We start from the raw sequence: 17,958 nt of genomic DNA, 5'->3' as shown, positions 1-17,958 counted from the left end.
GCCTCCCGGGAGCTCCGATCACCGGTCAGGGCGACGCCCGCACCGGTCTCACCGGCCACAACGGACACCAGGCGACAGCTGGGCCTGGGCTGCGCAGCGGGATTTCCTCCACTCGGGCGGAACATCACCACCCGTTCCGACCAACGCGACCACGCACCGCACACGCCCCACGTTCGAGGGGACGGCCACCGGTCCGGCGGGCCGCCCACCAGCCCGCACCGCCTGCCCCCGACCTGCCAGGTGGGTTCTCCGCCTGTTTCCCGTCAGCGGCGAAGCCGCTGAGCCGCAGACCACCTGACCAGCCGGACCACCCGCGGGTTCTCAGCGGTTCCCCCGCGAGGACAGCGTTTTCGCCTGTGGCGGAGCCACCGGTGAAAACGATCCCGCAGCGGGGGAACCGCTGAGGTTCCGCCACCCCACCTCCACGCAGCAGACGGCGGCGGAGACGAGGCATCAGTCGCGGGTCAGCAGGGCGATGCACTCCATGTGGTGGGTCATCGGGAACGCGTCGAACGCCTCGAGGTCCGCGAGCCGGTAGCCCTGCTCGGCGAACAGGCTCACGTCCCGGGCCAGCGCCGCCGGATCGCAGGCGACGTGCACCACGCGTGCGGGGCGCGCCGCGCACACGGCCTCGACGATGCGGCGCCCGGCGCCCTTGCGCGGCGGGTCGAGCACCACCACGTCCGGCTCCGGCAGCTCCTCGTCGGTCAGCACCTCCTCCACGGTGCCCGCCCGGAACGAGACCTGCGGGAGGTCGCGGAGGTTCGCCACCGCGTCCTCGGTGGCCCGCCGCGAGGACTCCACCAGCAGCACGTCCCCGGCAGGCCCGGCCTGCTCGGCCAGCACCGCGGCGAACAGCCCCACCCCGCCGTAGAGGTCCCAGGCCACCCCGCCCGCCGGCACCTGCGCCATCCGGGCGACGACCCGCGCGAAGGTATCGGCGGCGGCCGGGTGCACCTGCCAGAACCCGTCCGCGGACACGTCCCAGGAGCGGCCCGCGGCCTGCTCCCTGGCCGTGCCGGAGTCGTGCACCGGCGTGCTCACGACGGCACCGCGCTTGCCGCGGCGGCGCTGCGGCGCGCGTTCCCGCAGGGTCACGTGCACGGCGGCGTCCGCGTCGGTGGCGACCTCCAGTTCGGCGCCCTGCGGCCATTCCCGGTCGGCGAGCCCGTCCAGCGCGCCGCGCACCGCGATCGGGCAGTCCTGCACCGGCAGCACCCGGTGGCTGCGGTGCGGGTGGAACCCGGGCCGCCCGACCCGGTCCACGGACAGCCGCACCCGGGTGCGCCAGCGCAGCGGGCCGCCCGGCAGCTCCTGGACCTCGACGTGCCGGTCCAGTCCGGCGAGGCGCTGCAGCTGCTCGTGCAGGACCGCCGCCTTCAGCTCCCGCTGCGTGCCGTGGTCGGCGTGCTGCCAGTCGCAGCCACCGCAGCGGTCGTGGCCCAGCGCCATGTCGGCGAGCGGGCACGGCGGCGCGACGCGCCCTTCGGCCGCGGTGAACACCTCGACCGCGTCCGCCCGGCAGAAGCCCTTGCCCGGGTCGTCGGTGACCTCGGCCAGCACCACCTCACCGGGTAGCGCGTGCCGCACGAACACGACACGTCCCTCGTGCCTGGCCACGCAGTGGCCGCCGTGCGCGACCGGCCCCACGTCCAGCTTCAGGCGCCTGCCGGTCCAATCCAACTTCACGGTCACCGACGTTCAGTCCCCTTCGATTCGCCCAAACCGCGGCGCAACGCGCCCGGCATCACCCGTGTCTTGGCGCGCTGCTTCGCCCGGGTCGACGACGCGAGCTGCCACGGCACGCTCGTCACCATCACCCCCGGCTCGAACAGCAACCTGCCTTTGAGCCGCAACGCGCTCTGGTTGTGCAGCACCTGCTCCCACCAATGCCCCACCACGTACTCCGGGATGAACACCGTGACCACGTCGCGGGGGCTGTTGCGGCGGATCCGCTTCACGTACTCGATCAGCGGCCGGGTCACCTCACGGTACGGGGACTCGATGACCTTGAGCGGCACCGGCATGTCCTTCGACTCCCAGGTGGCGGTGAGCTTCCTGGTCCCGGTGTCGTCGACGTTCACGGTGACCGCCTCGAGCGTGTCCGGCCGGGTGGCGCGCGCGTAGGCCAGCGCGCGCAGCGTCGGCAGGTGCAGCTGCGAGACGAGCACGAGGGCGTAGTTGCGGGAGGGCAGCACCGCGGGCTCGGCGTCGTACTCCGCCAGCTCCTCCTGCACCGAGTCGTAGTGCCTGCGGATCGCCGTCATCAGCAGGTAGATCGCGCCCATCGCCGCCAGCGCGATCCACGCGCCCTTCGCGAACTTCGTCACCAGCACGATCAGCAGCACCGACCCGGTCAGCACCAGCCCGAACGCGTTGATCGCCTGGGAGCGCCGCATCCGGCGCCGCGCCGCCTGGTCCTGCTCCTTGCGCAGCAGCCGGTTCCAGTGCCGCACCATGCCGGTCTGGCTCACCGTGAACGACACGAACACGCCCACCACGTACAGCTGCACCAGCCGGGTGACCTCGGCGTCGAAGGCCAGCACCAGGACCACCGCGAACGCGGCGAGGAACAGGATGCCGTTGGAGAACGCCAGCCGGTCGCCGCGGGTGTGGAACTGGCGCGGCAGGTAGCGGTCCTGGGCGAGGATCGAGCCGAGCACCGGGAACCCGTTGAACGCGGTGTTCGCGGCCAGCACCAGGATGATCGCGGTCGCCGCCGTCACGAAGAACGCGCCGGGCGGGAACACGTCGAACACCGCGCCCGCGAGCTGCGCCACCATCGTGTGCTGCACGTAGCCGGGCGGCGCGGAGATGATCTGCGCCGCCGGGTTCTCCGCGAGCCGCACCCCGGTGAGCTGCGCGAGCCAGATCAGGCCCATCAGCATCGTCACCGAGATGCCGCCCATCAGCAGCAGCGTCGTCGCCGCGTTGCGCGACTTCGGCTTCTGGAACGCGGGCACGCCGTTGCTGATCGCCTCGACACCGGTCAGCGCCGCCGCGCCCTGCGAGAACGCGCGCATCACCAGGAACACGAACGCGAGCCCGGCCAGCTGGCTCTCGTCCGGCATGACCTCGACGGTCGAACTCTCGGCGCGCATCGGCTGGTCCAGCACCACGGCCCGGAACAGGCCGAACGCGATCATCCCGAGCACGCCGAACAGGAACGCGTACACCGGCACGGCCAGGAACCCGCCGGATTCGCGCAGCCCGCGCAGGTTGACGGCGGTGAGCAGCACGATCGCCGCGACCGCGAACCACTCCTTGTGGGTGGACACGAACGGGATCAGCGCGCCCACGTTCGCCGCCGCCGAGGAGATCGACACCGCCACGGTCAGCACGTAGTCGACCAGCAGCGCGCTGGCCACCGTCAGCCCCGCGTGCCTGCCCAGGTTCACGGTGGCGACCTCGTAGTCACCACCGCCGGACGGGTAGGCCCGCACGTTCTGCCGGTAGCTGGCCACCACGGTGAGCATCACGAGCGCGACCAGCGCCCCCACCCACGGCGTCCACGCGTAGGCCGACAGACCGGCCACGGACAGCACCAGGAAGATCTCTTCCGGTGCGTAGGCCACCGAGGACATGGCGTCGGAGGCGAACACGGGCAGCGCCAGCCGTTTCGGCAACAGCGTGTGCGACAACCGGTCACTGCGGAACGGGCGCCCTACCAGCAGGCGTTTCGTCGCGGTCGCGAGCTTGGACACGGGCATGAGCGTAAGTGCTCGTCCCGCGCGCGCCGCCGGGCCCGCCCGTGGCCCACGTCTCCCCGCCCCCGGCCGCGTGAGCGGCGCCGTCGGCCTCGGCTACCGTGCACACGCTGGGAGCGGCGGTCGCCCCCGTCGGCACGTGTGCGGAGTCGCGCAGCTGCCCCGCCGGGTACCGTCACGCTGGCGCGGCGGTCGGCCGCCGTGCCGCCGAACGCCCGTGATGAGGAGACAAGGCCGTGCACGTCGTGATCCTGGGCTGCGGCCGGGTGGGGGCATCCCTCGCCGCCGCCCTGCAACGGCTCGACCACACCGTCGCCGTGGTGGACAAGGACGAGGCCGCGTTCCACCGGCTCGGCAAGGACTTCGCGGGCCGCCAGGTCACCGGCAACGGTTTCGACCGGGACGTGCTGGCGGAAGCGGGCATCGAATCCGCCGCGGCGTTCGCCGCCGTCTCCAACGGCGACAACTCGAACATCATCGCCGCCCGGGTGGCGCGCGAGACGTTCGGCGTGGAGCACGTCGTCGCCCGCATCTACGACCCGAAGCGCGCCGCCGTGTACGAGCGGCTCGGCATCCCCACCGTCGCCACCGTCCCGTGGACCACCGACCGCTTCCTGCGGATGCTGCTGCCGGAAGGGGTCGCGACCGCGTGGCGCGAACCCTCCGGCGCCGTCGCGGTCTTGCAGCTGCCGCTGCACGAGGACTGGGTGGGCAGGCGCATCGTCGAGCTGGAGGAGAGCACCGGCGCACGGGTGGCGTTCGTGATGCGCTTCGGCAACGGCGTGCTCCCCGACCGCAAGACCGTCATCCAAGCCGACGACGACGTCTACGTCGCCGCGCTGTCCGGCACCGTCACCGACGTCACCGCGGCGGCGCTGCGCGCACCAGAGGAGACCGAGTGATGCGCATCGCGATCGCCGGCGCCGGGGCCGTCGGCCACTCCATCGCCGGGGAGCTGCTCGACGGCGGCCACCAGGTCATGCTCATCGAGCGCAGCACCGAGAACTACCGGCCGAAGACCATCCCCGACGTGGAATGGGTCCTCGCCGACGCCTGCGAGCTCGCCTCGCTGGAGGAGGCCGGGTTGCAGTCCTGCGACGTGGTCATCGCCGCCACCGGCGACGACAAGGTGAACCTGGTGGTCTCGCTGCTGGCGAAGACCGAGTTCGCGGTGCGCCGCGTCGTCGCCCGGGTCAACGACCCCCGCAACGAGTGGCTGTTCACCACCTCCTGGGGCGTCGACGTGGCCGTGTCCACGCCGCGGATGCTCGCCGCGATGGTCGAGGAGGCCGTCAACGTCGGTGACCTGGTGCGGCTGATGACGTTGCGCCAGGGCCAAGCGAACCTGGTGGAGATCACCCTGCCCCCGGAGACCTCGCTCGCGGGCCGCAGGGTCCGCGACCTGGCGCTGCCCGCGGACGCGGCGCTGGTGACGATCCTGCGCGGCGGCCGGGTCATCGTCCCGCAGCAGGACGACCCGGTGGAGGCAGGCGACGAGCTGCTGTTCGTGGCCGCGGCCGAGGTCGAACAGCAGATCCGGGAAGCGGTCCACGGCCGCTGAGCGACCGGTCCGCGGAAGCGTCTTCCGGCGGGCGGGTCGGCGGAACCTCGGCGACGCCTTCGCCGCGGAATCGTCCGCACCGGCTCCGCCACGGGAGCAGGCGCCGTCCCCGGCGAGCACACCGCTGAGCACCCGCGGATCGGTCCGGGTGGTCGGAAACGCGGCTCGCGGCTGAGGAACGACAGGACCCGCCGCGCACGACCGGCGCGTTCCACCTGCGGGCGGAGCTCAGCTCCCGTCTTCGGGAAGCGCGTGGCGGGTGTACGCGGCTGCGTCCGCCGCGTTGTTCTCCGCCTGCTCGCGGTCCGCGGCTTCCTGCGCGATCTTCGTGGCGCGGCGGATCGCCCACACCGTGACCAGCAGCGCCAGCACCGTCAGCGGGTAGCCCATGGCGATGCGGGCGAAGCCGAGCCACGCGGTCTCGTTGGCGTCGTACAGCCACTGCTGCACCACGTACTTCGCGGCGAACACCACGACCCACGCGAGCGTGGCGACGTCGTAGGCGCGCAGCGCGGCCCGCTGCTTGCGCCAGTCGAAGCCGAGCGAGTTCAGCGCGGACCAGGCGACGCCCACCAGGGGCCAGCGCGCCAGCACCGACACCAGGAACACCCCGCCGTACACCAGGCTGGTCCAGATGCCCAGCAGGAAGAAGCCCTTCGCGTCCCCGGAGCGGTAGGCGATGAACGAGCACACCGCCACGCCCAGCACCCCGGAGATCGCGGGTTGCAGCGGTTCCTTGCGCACCAGCCGCCACACCGCGATGGCCACCGCGAGCCCGACCGCGGACCAGATGGCCGGCATCATCCCGGCGATCGCGTTGACGATGACGAACACCACGATCGGCACGGCCGAGTAGGCGAGGCCGGAGACCCCGCCCATCTGCTCCAGCAGGGTCTTCTCGGACAGCGGAGTGGCGGCCTCGGCGGCGGCTCCCGCCGGTTCCTGGCCGGTGGTCGGCTCGGCGGCGGGCCGCTGGTCGGCGGGCGGTGTCTCGCGTTCGCTCATGCGGTGTTCTGCAACTCGTAGTAGGGGTTGTACAGCACCTTGCAGCCGTCGCGGACCGCGATCCGGCCGCGGGCCTTGATGGTGCGACCGGGTTCGATGCCGGTGATCCGGCGCCTCCCCAGCCACACGAGGGTCACGCCCTCGGTGCCGTCGAACAGCTCCGCTTCCAGCGTCGGAGCGGAGTTCTTCGGGGACATGTCCACGCTGCGCAGCCTGCCCAGCACCACGGCCTCCTGGCCGCACCGGCAGTCGCAGGCACGCTGCGCCCCGTCCGCCTGTGCGCGCTCGGAGAGGTCGTCGGCGTCGAGCTCGGCGACGTCGCTGGTCAACCGACGCATGAGGCGGTGCCAGTAGCCGCCCCCGGTGTTGCTCATCGCTAGCGCTCCACGTACGCCTGGGACTGGAACACGACCGCCGGGAGCCCGTCGGGAACGGCGGGCCACCGGGTCTTCCGCTGACTTCTCGGGGCACTGCTGCGCGCTCCGAACACCAGCGTAGCCCGCGCTCAGCCGCGCGTCGCCACCCTGGCGCCAAATCGAAGTCGATCACTCGAAGGTGTGATCGACTTCGTGCTCAGGCCTGCTGCTGCTCGCCGTTCTGCGCCTGCTGGATGTGCCGCGCGATGGACTCCGGCAGCTCGATCGGCAGCGGCGTGCGCACCGGCAGCGGATCGTCCCCGCGAACCACCACGGTCTCGTCGAGCACCGTGTACAGCAGCTTCGAGCAGGCCTCGGCGGTCTCCCCCGGCCCGGCGGCGACGCCGCGGACCATCCAGCGCGGCCCGTCGACGCCGACGAAGCGCAGCGCGGCGCGCGGCGAGTCGCCGACGAGCTCCCGGCCCCACTCGCCCTCTTCCTCGTGGACCGTGGCGCCGTCCTTGCGCAGCTGCGCGGTGAGCTCGGCGCGGACCTCCGGCCACAGCTCGGCGCTGCGCGGAGCGGCGAACGCGCTGATGGTGAGCCTGCCCACCCGGGTCACCAGGTGCACCGCGCGGACCGGTCCCGCCGGGTCCACCTCGACCTGCAGCTGGCTGCCCTCCGGGACCGGCAGCCGCACCGAGCCCAGGTCCAGCCGCTCCATCCGGTCGCCCGTGGGGAGTTCGCTGAGGTCGTAGGGCCCCAGCCCCGACTCGCCCTCGACGACCTCCGGCGGGTTCTCCGGAGCCGCGACCTCGTCCTGCCGCGAGTCCCGCCCGCGACGGCCCTTTCCGAACATCCCCTCAGACCTCCGTCCTGTGCTCGGCCCCGGCGGACGCCGGCCCCGTCAGCACCTCGTGCCCGCCGGTGGATCCGTGCCCACCGGTCCCCCGCTGCGATTCGGGCAGCGCCTCGACCTCTTCGAACACCGCGCACTCCACGCGCTGCACGACGAGCTGGGCGATGCGGTCACCGCGCCGCAGCGACAACGTCTCAGCACGATCATGATTGATCAAGCACACCTTGATCTCACCGCGGTACCCGGAGTCGATCGTGCCCGGGGAGTTCACCACCCCCAACCCGGCGCGCGCGGCGAGCCCGGAACGGGGGTGCACGAATCCGGCGTACCCCTCGGGTAAGGCCAGCGAGACCCCGGTGCCGACGAGCGCTCGCTCGCCGGGTCGCAGCACGAGGTCGCTGGTCGTCACCAGATCGGCACCGGCATCACCGGGCCGGGCGTACGACGGGATCGGCACTTCGGGGTCGAGACGGGTCAACAGGACCTTCACGTTCGGCACGGGCGGCGAGACTACCCTGGAGGCGTGTCGGAGAGCGCAGAAGCAACCAGCCCCGCCGCGGAGGCCCCCGGTCAGGCGAACGTCGGCGAGTCGCGGACCTACCGGGAACAGCTCTACGCGGCCTGGTGGACGTGGCCGCTGCCGCTGGTGATGGCGGGCCTGCTGGCCGCCGAGGTGCACATGGGCTACCCGGGCATCCGGGCGTGGCTGCCGTACGTGCTGCTGCTGCCGATCGCGGTGGCCGTCCCGCTGTGGCTCGGCCGCACGAAGCTCGAGGTCACCGGCGGCGAGCTGTGGGTCGGCGACGCGCACGTGCCGCTGCGGTTCATCGAGGACGCCGAGGTGGTGCCCGCCGCGGAGAAGCGGCGCGCGCTGGGCCCGGAACTCGACCCGGCCGCATTCGTGCTGCACCGCCCGTGGGCGCCCGCTTCGGTGCGCATCTGGCTCAACGACGAGGACGATCCCACCCCCTACTGGGTGGTGAGTTCCCGCCGTCCGGAGCAATTGGCCGCCGCATTGCGGAGTTGAACGGACTTGCGCGGCGACCCGTTCACCGCGCGCGACTCATCGGGGCGAACGGTCCCGGGAAACAACGAACCTGGGCGCACGAGCACTCGTGAGCCCAGGTCCGTGTTCGGTCTTCGCCGTAGCCATTCGCCGCGTCCGCCGACTCGCCGCAGCCGATTCCCCGCTTCGCTCGAACCGGTGAACCACCGATTCGAGCCGCGGGGTCGCGCTGCGCCCGGACAGCTGTGGCCCGAGCCGCGAGAACGCCCCTCCAGGTCGCCCTCGCCACCGGCCCCGTCCGAGCGTCACCGCAGGCCACCCCGCCTGCGGACCCCCGTCCGGTACTGCTCAAGCAGCGCAGTCGCGGCAGATCAGACCGCCGTTGCGCTCCTCGGCCAGCCTGCTGCGGTGGTGCACCAGGAAGCAGCTGGAGCAGGTGAACTCGTCGGCCTGCTTGGGCAGGACCTTGACGGTCATCTCCTCACCGGACAGATCGGCTCCCGGCAACTCGAAGTTCTCCGCGATCTCCGATTCATCGGCGTCGACGACGCCGGATTGCGCTTCGTTGCGCCGCGCCTTGAGCTCCTCCAGCGAGTCTTCCGTCATTTCCTCGGACTCGCTGCGGCGCGGAGCGTCGTAGTCGGTCGCCATCGTGATTCACCCCTGCGATAGTGGAGACTGCAATGGTGTGCCGCTGGTAAACGTTCCAGGGCTCTCATTTGTGCCCGGGGGCGTGCGTGACGGTGATCTCGCCTGCTGCGCCCCAAGTTCCCCCTGAAACGAGCCGTTCTCGCTCCCCGTCACTGCCCGAGGCGCCGAGAGGGTAGCCCATCCCCGGGCCGCAGACGCATGAGGTCACCCATATGTGTGGTGTGCACTGCACCGAGGCATCCGACAAGATCACCCGAACGTCTGCAACAGCAGACGCAACAAGTGCGACACGACGGCCCGTCCGGCGACGCGGAACACAACGCGAACGCCTAGGCTGATCGCGCAACGTCCGATCCGATGACGGCAAGAGGAGAGTGGCAGGACGTGTCAGCCGCGACTTCACGCTGGGGCCGCCAAGGCCCTCGATACCGGCGACGGCGACCGCTTCCCGCTCTCCTGGTGCTGGGGCTGCTGGTCGTCCTGTCCGGTCTGATGTGGACCCGGGTCTTCGAGACCACCGAGGACGTCGAGACCGCGACCAGGTGCACCGTTCCCGGTGCTCCGACCGCACCGCCGGAGCCCGGCGCCGACGCGGGGCGGGAACCGCCCGCGCTGGGCCAGATGCTGCCCCGCGACGCGCTGGACCGCACCAACCCGATCACCGCGCGCGACGTGAAGGTGCGGGTGCTCAACGGCAACGGCGAGGCCAACCAGGCCGGCCTGATCAGCCAGGAGCTGACGAACTACGGGTTCGCGCCGGGCGGCGAGCCGGACAACGACCCGGTCTACCCGAACTACGACCTCGACTGCCACGGCCAGATCCGCTTCGGCGCCGCCGGGGCGAGCGCGGCCCGCACGCTGAGCCTGATGGTCCCATGCGCGCAGCTGGTGCGCGACGACCGCGACGGCGACGGCCTGGACCTGGCGCTGGGCAAGGACTTCCGGGACATCCGGAACAAGCCGGAGGCCCGGCAGATCCTGCAGGAGCTGAAGAACCGGCAGCCGCAGGGCTCGGCCGAGCAGGAGGTCCGCCCGCCGCAGATCGACGAGGACCTCTTGGAGGCCGCCCGCAACGTGGCCTGCTGATCCCTCGAACGCGGTGATGCCCGCCTCCCGTCCTGGACGGGAGGCGGGCATCACGTCGTTCACACCTCGAACGCCCCCACGTCGCGCAGCGCCGCGGTCAGCCGGTCGGCGACGCCCGGCGCCGCGCAGACCATCGTCTCGTCCCCGAGCCCGTCGGTCGACCCGGCCGCGGGCAGCCGCAGCAGCGCGCCCGCCTCCTGCGCGATGAGCGCTCCGGCGGCCCAGTCCCACCGCTTCAGCCCGACCTCGTAGTAGGCGTCGAGCCAGCCGGCGGCGACCGCGCACAGGTCCAGCGAGGCCGCTCCCGAGCGCCGGATGTCGCGCACCCGCCCCAGCAGCCTGCCGGTCGCCGCCGCCTGCCCGCGGCGCCGCTCGACCTCGTAGGCGAACCCGGTGCCCACCAGGGCCAGGTCCAGCCGGTCCGCGCCGGAGGCCCGCAACCGCTCCCCGTCGCAGAACGCCCCGCCGCCCTCGGCGGCGCTCCACACCCGCCCCGAGACGGGTTCCACCACGGCGCCCGCGACGGACCGGCCGTCGACCTGAGCGGCCAGCGACACGGCGTACCAGGGGTAGCCGTAGAGGTAGTTCACGGTTCCGTCGATCGGGTCCACCACCCAGCGCAGCCCGTCCAGCGCTCCGGCGCCGCCCTCCTCCTCGCCGAGCACCGATTCGCCGGGGCGCAGCTCGGCGAGCCGGTTCCGCACGAGCCGTTCGGCCGCTCGGTCGGCCTCGGTGACGACGTCGGTCTCCGTGCTCTTGGTCCGCACCGCACCGCCGGTCACCGATTCGTCACGAATCGTGCGCGCGAGCTCGGCCGCCTCGCCCGCGACCTGCGTCGCGACGGCGCGGAGGGTTTCGTTGTCCATGTCAGCTGTCAATCCCACGTTCACATCGCAGCACAGCGCGGATAAGGTCTGCACACCTCGTTCTGAATCGAATAGGAAGGATCGGGCATGGGCACTGCCCGCGGTTTCGGCGTGGATATCGGCGGGTCCGGCATCAAGGGGTGTCCGGTGGACATCGACGGTGGTGTGCTGGCCGAAGAACGCATGCGAATCCCCACCCCCCACCCCTCGACACCGGGTGCGGTGGCCGACGCGGTCGCGGAGATCGTCGAGAAGTTCGGCTGGTCCGGGCCGGTCGGCGTCACCCTGCCCAGCGTGATCAAGGAGGGTGTCGCCCATTCGGCGGCGAACATCGACGACAGCTGGATCGGCACCGACGCGCAGGCGCTGTTCGCGGAACGGCTCGGCAAGTCACGCGACCAGGTGATCGTGCTCAACGACGCCGACGCCGCCGGGCTCGCCGAGATGCGCTCCGGTTCCGGCGCGGGCCGCAAGGGCCTGGTGGTGGTGCTGACCTTCGGCACCGGCATCGGCAGCGCCATGTTCCTGGACGGCAAGCTGGTCCCGAACACCGAGTTCGGGCACATCGAGGTCGACGGGCACGACGCGGAGAAGCAGGCCGCCGCTTCGGTGAAGGACGACCTGGACCTCAGCTACCCGGAGTGGGCACCGCGGGTGAGCCGCTACGTCCAGGGGCTGGAGAAGTTCCTCTGGCCGGACCTGTTCATCGCGGGCGGCGGAGTCAGCAAGAAGGCGCACAAGTGGCTCCCGCTGCTGGACATCCGCACCCCGATCGTGGCGGCGACGCTGAAGAACGACGCGGGGATCGTCGGTGCGGCCACGGCCGCGGCGGCCCTCGAGGACTGATCTTCGCGGCGGCCGGGGCGATGTCACGACGTTTCCCCGGTACGCCCGTCCGAGTGATCTCGGAAGGACCGCGTTGCGCAGGGGCGGGACCGATCTCCGCCTTGCAGCGGAACCGCACTCCACCGTCGCGGTTACAATGGAACACGACCGACCTCATCCGGAACCTCCGGCACGGCGCCGGAACAGGCGTTCAGCCGAAATCGACTCCGCTTCGGAAGTTCTGGAAGGTGGGTCGTCCCCGACCTCTGGCGGCCGAGGTTTCGCGCCCTCCGGCCTGCCCTGATCGACCGTCGCGAAAGGGCGTACGTGGCAGCCGCAGAAACCGCAACCCGACGCTCCAGCTCCGCTGCAACCGCCGGCGGTGGCCAGTCTTCGTCGGCCCAGTCCGCATCCCAGTCCCAGACCGAGGCGTCCGCGCAAGAGACCGGCCAGACCGGTACCGGCGCGGCGAAGGCCAAGTCCGCGACAGCCGCGAAGTCGGCGGGTCGCAAGACCGCCGCGAAGCCGGCGGCCAAGAAGGGCACCAAGGCCGCTCCGGCCAAGTCCGGTGCGGGCAAGGCCGGTGCGAAGAACACCGCCAAGAACGGCGAGGGTCTGGAGATCGACGAACCGATCGAGACCGACCTGACCTCGCCCGACGTGGGTGACCTCGCCGAGGTCGAAGTGGAGATCCCGGAGGAGCCGACCGTCCCCGAGGACGAAGACGGCAAGACCGACTCCGACTTCGTCTGGGACGAGGAGGAGTCGGAGGCGCTGCGGCAGGCCCGCAAGGACGCCGAGCTCACCGCCTCCGCCGACTCGGTGCGCGCCTACCTGAAGCAGATCGGCAAGGTCGCGCTGCTCAACGCCGAGGAGGAGGTCGAACTCGCCAAGCGGATCGAGGCCGGCCTCTACGGCGCCGAGCGGCTCCGCCAGGCCGAGGAGGCCGACGAGAAGCTCACGTTCCAGATGAAGCGCGACCTGCGCTGGATCGTCCGGGACGGCGAGCGGGCCAAGAACCACCTGCTGGAGGCCAACCTCCGGCTCGTGGTCAGCCTCGCCAAGCGCTACACCGGCCGCGGCATGGCGTTCCTGGACCTGATCCAGGAGGGCAACCTCGGTCTGATCCGCGCGGTGGAGAAGTTCGACTACACCAAGGGCTACAAGTTCTCCACGTACGCCACCTGGTGGATCCGGCAGGCCATCACCCGCGCGATGGCCGACCAGGCCCGCACCATCCGCATCCCGGTGCACATGGTCGAGGTCATCAACAAGCTGGGTCGCATCCAGCGCGAGCTGCTGCAGGACCTGGGCCGCGAGCCCACGCCCGAAGAGCTCGCGAAGGAAATGGACATCACCCCGGAGAAGGTGCTGGAGATCCAGCAGTACGCCCGGGAGCCCATCTCGCTGGACCAGACGATCGGCGATGAGGGCGACAGCCAGCTCGGCGACTTCATCGAGGACTCCGAGGCGGTCGTCGCCGTCGACGCCGTGTCGTTCACCCTGCTGCAGGACCAGCTGCAGTCGGTGCTGGCGACGCTGTCCGAGCGGGAGGCGGGCGTGGTGCGGCTGCGCTTCGGCCTCACCGACGGCCAGCCGCGGACGCTCGACGAGATCGGCCAGGTCTACGGGGTGACGCGCGAGCGCATCCGGCAGATCGAGTCGAAGACGATGTCGAAGCTGCGTCACCCGTCCCGGTCCCAGGTGCTGCGCGACTACCTGGACTGAGATCCCGAACCACATCGGAGGCCGGTACCCCGCGGGGTACCGGCCTCCGGTGCGTTCAGAGCCGAGGTGAGTGGCCCACCGGCCCAACGAGGTTGGTCGAACGGCCCGCTCACCCGGCGAGCCGATCCAGGTGAGTGGGCCACCGGACCAACGAGGTTGGGCGGGTGGGCCACTCACCTCGTGTGTCGATGGAGGTGAGTGGCCCACCGGACCAACGGGTCAGGGCGGGCTCGGGCCCGCGCGGCCTCAGCGGAGCCGGTCGCCGAGGTGCTCGGCGAAGGCGTTGCCGAGCAGCCGGGTCCGCCCGGCGAACCCCCAGGTGCGGTAGCGCAGCGTGCGCCCGTCGGTGGTCCGCAGCAGCACGACGGTGCGGCGGAACCGGTGCAGCACGCGGCCGTCGACGACGGAGTCGTAGCGGTGCGCGGCGACCGGCGCGGACGGTTCGCCCGGTGCGGACTTCCGGCGCCGGGCGGCGCGCAACCGCTGCAACCAGCGCGGCGGGTTCCGGTGGAAGTGCCCGAGGGTGACGACGGTGAACACGATCGACACGACCTCGGCGATCAGGTTCACCGACCAGTACAGCAGCAGGCCGACCAGGATCAGGAACATGGGCGTCGCGATGATCGCGGCGACCAGCTGGGCGGTGTCGTCGTGCTCCAGCCGCTCGCGGAAGGGCATGGCCAGCACCGCCAGCACCCAGGTGGCGACGACCACCCAGATCATCAGCCGTTTGAGGTCGGGCCAGGCGAAGGCGCTGCGGTGCAGGGCCCAGCCCTGCTGGTCGAAGCGCAGCACTCCGCGACCGCCGGGGCGGGCGTGCACGTGGGTCAGCGAGGCCACGCCGACGTGTTCAGTGATCACCCGCGGAGATTAGCGAGACGCCACGGTCCGGCGAGGTGCTTCGGCGAATCCGGGAGCCCGGTCACTCCGCGCCACCGGGGCGTGCATCCGGGTGACGTTGCGCTGTTCCGCGGCGGGACGCCGGCCGGAGCCACATGATCATGTGGTGAGTGAACGGCGGAGTACTCGGCGACCCGAAGTCCTGTCGAACGCGGCGATCGTGGCCTGGGCCATCGGGCTCGTGCTGCTGGGGCTGATCTCGATCACCGCGCTGTGGGCGCTGGTCAGCAACACCGGTCCGGAGGCGGGGACTCGGCTGGACGCCATCCGCACCGCGTTCAGCATCGTGCTCGGCGGTGGCGGGGCCGCCGGCCTGCTGCTGACCGCGCGCAAGCAGCGGTCCACCGAGCTGGACATCGAGATCAAGAGCCACGACTCGACCGAGGCCAGGGTGACCGAGCTCTACGGCCGGGCCGCGGACCAGCTCGGCAGCGACAAGGCGCCGGTGCGGCTGGCCGGGATCTTCGCGCTGGAACGGCTCGGGCAGAACAACCCGGAGCACCGGCAGACCATCGTGGACCTGCTGTGCGCCTACCTGCGGATGCCCGCCGCCGCGTCCGGCGCGGACGACGCGGGTCCCGCGCTGGAGCAGCAGGTGCGGGACACCGCGCAGTCGGTGCTCGCCGCGCACCTGCGCACCGATGCGGACACCGCCGAGCTGTTCTGGCCGGATATCCGGCTGAACCTGGCGGGCGCGGTGCTGAGCACGTTCCGGTTCACCCGCTGCCGGGTGCGGCAGGCGACGTTCGCCGGGGCCCGCTTCGACGGACCCGGCGTGTTCCGCGGCGCCGTGTTCGAGCAGCAGGCCGACTTCCGGTCAGCGCGGTTCACCGGGATCGCGGACTTCCGGCGGGTGACCTTCGACGGCGAGGGCGCGAACTTCCGCGGCGCCCTGTTCGCCGGCGAGGTCGACTTCGGCACGCACACCGAGGCCGCCCTGACCGGCGCGTGCGCGACGCCACCCGACGACGGGGTCCGCCGCAAGTGGCCCGCAGGCTGGCGCGAGGAACCGGACGGCGGGGAGCACCTGCTCGTACGATCGGGTAATGAATCTTCCGACGCATCACCCCACGTGAAAGGATGATCCGGCCGGAAGGCCGAACCCTCGAGATGTGGAAGTGGGTGAACACCCATGTCGACGATGTACGCACGACTCGCTGTCAGGCGATGCACCCGCGCGAACCGCTCGAAGCGGACGGCTCGGTCGATGCTCGGTGGTGGTTCGCCCACGGACCCGCTCGGTTAGGTGATCGCGGCGGCCGTGGGCCGACCGCGGTCGATCTCCCGGCCGGAGCAGTCCGTCTCGCCCGGAGCTTCGGACGCCCGGATCACGGAGTGGATCCGCGTGATCGCTCGACGGCACCGGCGCGGCTTGGTGGCCGCTCCACCCCGATCGATCCGCACGATCCCTCCCAGGCCCGGCGAGCCGAGACCGGAACGTTCCGCGGAGGCCCCGCCGCGGCGATATCACGCCGGATTCGCCGGAATCGATGGGAATCCAGACGTGATTCATCACACATTGATTCTGGGGAATTCGACGCATCCCAGGCGTGCGGGTCGTTCGCTTGCAGCAGAACGGTTCGCGCCCGGAGCCGGGAATGCGCACCGCCGGTACGCACGAAACGCCGTTCGGCGCAATTCGAAGCTCACCATTTTCCCTGGTCAGGCGACTCGAAAACGGCGCCGTGACGAGATTGCCACGCTCCGCTACCGGGGCTGCGGCAAGCGGGTACTTCGACGTGACGACGGTCGCCACTCCGCACGGGAACACTGACGTACGGCTGTGCGTCTGCAAGAGTGGGGTAAGCGAGCACCGGCCCCGCCGCCAGTGGGCCACCGGTGGTCGCAGCAGGATCGAGGGCGTCGGGGTACGACCCGGCGCCGGGACGGAGGGAGATCACGATGCCTGGAACGCTCACCCGCCCCGAGCTGACCGCCGCCGACCGCTGCGACCGCTGCGGGGCCGCTGCGAAGCTTCGCGCCGTACTGCCATCCGGTGGGGAGCTGTTGTTCTGCGGGCACCACGGCCGGGAGTTCGAGCCGCGCTTGCGGGAAATGGACGCCGAACTCCAGCAGGACGACCAGTAACGACACCCGACCCGAAAGCCCCGGAGAACCTGGTTCTCCGGGGCTTTCGGCGTTCCCCGGGCGTCCGGTCGAGCCGGGCCCCGCGGTCAGGCCAGTTCGCCGAGCGCGTCGAGGAGCCGCCGCACGTCGGCCTCCTCGCTGTAGTGGCACAGCGCGGCGCGCACCACGCCCGCCTCGCCGACGCCGAGCGCGCGTACCGCCTGCCACGCGTAGCCGTGCCCGGCGGACACGTTGATCCCCCGCTCGGCGAGCGACCCGGCGACCTCCGCGGGCGAGCGCCCGGGCACGGTGAACGCCGCGATCGGCGTGGGACGACCCACCGGCCGGCCGACCCGGTGCACGTGCGGCAGCTCCGCGATCCCGTCGAACAGCAGCGCGGCCAGCGCGTCCTCGTGGGCGACGACCGCGCGGCGGCTCGCGAGGAGCCGCTCCCGGCGGGTCCCGGTGGCCGCCGAGTCCAGTTCGGCGAGGTGGTCGACCGCCGCGGTCACGCCCGCCAGCGATTCGAACGGCGCGGTGCCCAGCTCGAACCGGGTCGGGATCTCGTCCGGCGCGGGCAGCAGCTTGTCCGGGTTCAACGTCTCCAGCGACCACGGGTCGGCCGCCACCACGGCCGCCAGGTGCGGGCCGGACCACTTGTAGGCGCTGGTCGCGTAGAAATCGGCGCCGAGCGCGGCGAGGTCCACCTCGGCGTGCGGGCAGTGCTGCACGCCGTCGACGAAGCTGGTCGCCCCCACCTCACGGGCCCGCCGGGTGATCGCCGCGACGTCGGGAACGTCGCCGACCAGGTTCGACGCCGCCGTGACCGCGACCAGCCTGGTCCGCTCCCCGATGAGCTCCACCACCCGCTCGGCGGCCAGCGCCCCCGTGTCGGGGTCGATCGGGGCGAACCGCACGGTCGCCCCGGCCCGCTGCGCGTGCTGCACCCACGGGCGCACGTTCGAGTCGTGGTCCAGCTCGGTCACCACCACCTCGTCACCGGGCCGCCAGCCGGCGGCGAGCACCCCGGCGAAGCGGTAGACCAGCGCCGTGGTGCTCGGCCCGAACACCACGCACTCCGGGCCGGGAGCTCCGGTCAGATCGGCCACCGCGGCCCGCGCCCCGGCCACGACGGACGCCGCCCGGCGGCTGGACTCAAAGTCCCCGCCCACGTTCGAGACCCCGCGGGCCAGCACGTCCGCGACCGCGTCGATCACCTGCTGCGGGACCTGCGTCCCGCCCGCCGCATCGAGCCAGGACCGGCCGTCGGACAGCGCCGGGTACCGGGCCCGCACCTTCTCCACGTCGAATGCCATGGGGAGAGGGTAGGTACGGGCGATC

Annotated in this window: 18 protein-coding genes; 8 read left to right on the top strand and 10 right to left on the bottom strand. The window is 71.8% G+C overall.

Annotated elements, in window-relative coordinates:
- Positions 1 to 453 precede the first annotated feature (453 nt).
- Complete coding sequence (locus ABZ805_RS02135) at positions 454 to 1,695, bottom strand: TRAM domain-containing protein (RefSeq protein WP_358432992.1); 1,242 nt, start codon at positions 1,693 to 1,695, stop codon at positions 454 to 456.
- Entirely contained in the window at positions 1,692 to 3,704 is a 2,013-nt protein-coding gene (locus ABZ805_RS02130) for an APC family permease (protein ID WP_358432990.1), read from the bottom strand. Before ABZ805_RS02130 ends, ABZ805_RS02135 begins: the two co-directional genes overlap by 4 nt.
- A gap of 239 nt (positions 3,705 to 3,943) precedes the next feature.
- Between ABZ805_RS02130 and ABZ805_RS02125 the strand changes: the two genes are divergently transcribed.
- Both ABZ805_RS02125 and ABZ805_RS02120 read left to right on the top strand, forming a co-directional pair.
- The gene (locus tag ABZ805_RS02125; protein ID WP_358432988.1) at positions 3,944 to 4,609 is read left to right on the top strand and encodes a TrkA family potassium uptake protein; all 666 of its coding nucleotides are present in this window, start codon (positions 3,944 to 3,946) and stop codon (positions 4,607 to 4,609) included.
- Positions 4,609 to 5,268, top strand: a complete 660-nt coding sequence (locus ABZ805_RS02120; RefSeq protein WP_358432986.1) for a TrkA family potassium uptake protein — start codon at positions 4,609 to 4,611, stop codon at positions 5,266 to 5,268. The genes ABZ805_RS02125 and ABZ805_RS02120 overlap by 1 nt, the downstream gene beginning before the upstream one ends.
- A gap of 228 nt (positions 5,269 to 5,496) precedes the next feature.
- On the opposite strand, the gene ABZ805_RS02115 is transcribed toward ABZ805_RS02120, so the two are convergent.
- The 4 genes from ABZ805_RS02115 to dut form a co-directional block, all read right to left on the bottom strand.
- Complete coding sequence (locus tag ABZ805_RS02115; RefSeq protein WP_358433076.1) at positions 5,497 to 6,147, bottom strand: DUF3159 domain-containing protein; 651 nt, start codon at positions 6,145 to 6,147, stop codon at positions 5,497 to 5,499.
- 122 nt (positions 6,148 to 6,269) lie between these two features.
- Entirely contained in the window at positions 6,270 to 6,647 is a 378-nt protein-coding gene (locus ABZ805_RS02110; RefSeq protein ID WP_358432984.1) for an OB-fold nucleic acid binding domain-containing protein, read from the bottom strand.
- Positions 6,648 to 6,846: 199 nt separating this feature from the next.
- On the bottom strand, positions 6,847 to 7,488 hold the full coding sequence (locus tag ABZ805_RS02105) for a DUF3710 domain-containing protein (RefSeq protein ID WP_358432982.1): 642 nt from the start codon (positions 7,486 to 7,488) through the stop codon (positions 6,847 to 6,849).
- Positions 7,489 to 7,492: 4 nt separating this feature from the next.
- On the bottom strand, positions 7,493 to 7,987 hold the full coding sequence (dut, locus tag ABZ805_RS02100; protein WP_358432980.1) for a dUTP diphosphatase: 495 nt from the start codon (positions 7,985 to 7,987) through the stop codon (positions 7,493 to 7,495).
- 24 nt (positions 7,988 to 8,011) lie between these two features.
- Here dut and ABZ805_RS02095 point away from each other — a divergent pair, with 24 nt between their 5' ends.
- Positions 8,012 to 8,515 (top strand): DUF3093 domain-containing protein, encoded by a 504-nt coding sequence (locus ABZ805_RS02095; RefSeq protein ID WP_358432978.1) that lies wholly within the window; start codon positions 8,012 to 8,014, stop codon positions 8,513 to 8,515.
- A 327-nt stretch (positions 8,516 to 8,842) separates the two neighbouring features.
- On the opposite strand, the gene ABZ805_RS02090 is transcribed toward ABZ805_RS02095, so the two are convergent.
- Positions 8,843 to 9,145 carry a DUF4193 domain-containing protein gene (locus tag ABZ805_RS02090; RefSeq protein WP_224955409.1) on the bottom strand — a complete coding sequence of 101 codons (303 nt, stop codon included), beginning with the start codon at positions 9,143 to 9,145 and terminating at the stop codon, positions 8,843 to 8,845.
- A 357-nt stretch (positions 9,146 to 9,502) separates the two neighbouring features.
- On the opposite strand from ABZ805_RS02090, the gene cei reads away from it, so the two are divergent.
- Positions 9,503 to 10,231 (top strand): envelope integrity protein Cei, encoded by a 729-nt coding sequence (gene cei, locus ABZ805_RS02085; protein WP_358432976.1) that lies wholly within the window; start codon positions 9,503 to 9,505, stop codon positions 10,229 to 10,231.
- A gap of 59 nt (positions 10,232 to 10,290) precedes the next feature.
- Here cei and ABZ805_RS02080 read toward each other — a convergent pair whose 3' ends face one another.
- Positions 10,291 to 11,097, bottom strand: coding sequence for an inositol monophosphatase family protein (locus ABZ805_RS02080; protein WP_358432974.1), 807 nt, complete (start codon positions 11,095 to 11,097; stop codon positions 10,291 to 10,293).
- Positions 11,098 to 11,184: 87 nt separating this feature from the next.
- Here ABZ805_RS02080 and ppgK point away from each other — a divergent pair, with 87 nt between their 5' ends.
- Both ppgK and ABZ805_RS02070 read left to right on the top strand, forming a co-directional pair.
- Complete coding sequence (gene ppgK, locus ABZ805_RS02075) at positions 11,185 to 11,943, top strand: polyphosphate--glucose phosphotransferase (RefSeq protein ID WP_358432972.1); 759 nt, start codon at positions 11,185 to 11,187, stop codon at positions 11,941 to 11,943.
- Positions 11,944 to 12,249: 306 nt separating this feature from the next.
- Positions 12,250 to 13,650 carry an RNA polymerase sigma factor gene (locus tag ABZ805_RS02070; protein WP_358432970.1) on the top strand — a complete coding sequence of 467 codons (1,401 nt, stop codon included), beginning with the start codon at positions 12,250 to 12,252 and terminating at the stop codon, positions 13,648 to 13,650.
- Positions 13,651 to 13,896: 246 nt separating this feature from the next.
- Here ABZ805_RS02070 and ABZ805_RS02065 read toward each other — a convergent pair whose 3' ends face one another.
- Positions 13,897 to 14,511 (bottom strand): hypothetical protein, encoded by a 615-nt coding sequence (locus ABZ805_RS02065; protein ID WP_358432968.1) that lies wholly within the window; start codon positions 14,509 to 14,511, stop codon positions 13,897 to 13,899.
- 145 nt (positions 14,512 to 14,656) lie between these two features.
- Between ABZ805_RS02065 and ABZ805_RS02060 the strand changes: the two genes are divergently transcribed.
- A complete protein-coding gene (locus ABZ805_RS02060; protein ID WP_358432966.1) occupies positions 14,657 to 15,634 on the top strand; it encodes a pentapeptide repeat-containing protein in 978 nt (325 codons plus the stop codon).
- 818 nt (positions 15,635 to 16,452) lie between these two features.
- A complete protein-coding gene (locus ABZ805_RS02055; protein WP_358432964.1) occupies positions 16,453 to 16,638 on the top strand; it encodes a hypothetical protein in 186 nt (61 codons plus the stop codon).
- A gap of 86 nt (positions 16,639 to 16,724) precedes the next feature.
- Here the strand turns inward: ABZ805_RS02055 and ABZ805_RS02050 are convergent, their stop codons facing one another.
- Positions 16,725 to 17,933 carry a cysteine desulfurase-like protein gene (locus ABZ805_RS02050; protein ID WP_358432962.1) on the bottom strand — a complete coding sequence of 403 codons (1,209 nt, stop codon included), beginning with the start codon at positions 17,931 to 17,933 and terminating at the stop codon, positions 16,725 to 16,727.
- Positions 17,934 to 17,958: the final 25 nt, after the last annotated feature.

Source organism: Saccharopolyspora sp. NPDC047091, from assembly GCF_040643635.1.
Lineage (GTDB): Bacteria > Actinomycetota > Actinomycetes > Mycobacteriales > Pseudonocardiaceae > Saccharopolyspora_C.
The sequence above is the reverse complement of the archived record's forward strand: the minus strand, read 5'-3'. Positions and strand labels throughout refer to the sequence as shown.

Excerpts from the sequence above, each read along its gene's own strand:
- ABZ805_RS02050 (WP_358432962.1), bottom strand. The coding sequence starts at position 17,933 with ATGGCATTCGACGTGGAGAAGGTGCGGGCCCGGTACCCGGCGCTGTCC.
- ABZ805_RS02055 (WP_358432964.1), top strand. The coding sequence starts at position 16,453 with ATGCCTGGAACGCTCACCCGCCCCGAGCTGACCGCCGCCGACCGCTGC.
- ppgK (WP_358432972.1), top strand. The coding sequence starts at position 11,185 with ATGGGCACTGCCCGCGGTTTCGGCGTGGATATCGGCGGGTCCGGCATC.
- ABZ805_RS02110 (WP_358432984.1), bottom strand. The coding sequence starts at position 6,647 with ATGAGCAACACCGGGGGCGGCTACTGGCACCGCCTCATGCGTCGGTTG.
- ABZ805_RS02080 (WP_358432974.1), bottom strand. The coding sequence starts at position 11,097 with ATGGACAACGAAACCCTCCGCGCCGTCGCGACGCAGGTCGCGGGCGAG.
- ABZ805_RS02115 (WP_358433076.1), bottom strand. The coding sequence starts at position 6,147 with ATGGGCGGGGTCTCCGGCCTCGCCTACTCGGCCGTGCCGATCGTGGTG.
- cei (WP_358432976.1), top strand. The coding sequence starts at position 9,503 with ATGACGGCAAGAGGAGAGTGGCAGGACGTGTCAGCCGCGACTTCACGC.
- ABZ805_RS02105 (WP_358432982.1), bottom strand. The coding sequence starts at position 7,488 with ATGTTCGGAAAGGGCCGTCGCGGGCGGGACTCGCGGCAGGACGAGGTC.
- ABZ805_RS02090 (WP_224955409.1), bottom strand. The coding sequence starts at position 9,145 with ATGGCGACCGACTACGACGCTCCGCGCCGCAGCGAGTCCGAGGAAATG.
- ABZ805_RS02120 (WP_358432986.1), top strand. The coding sequence starts at position 4,609 with ATGCGCATCGCGATCGCCGGCGCCGGGGCCGTCGGCCACTCCATCGCC.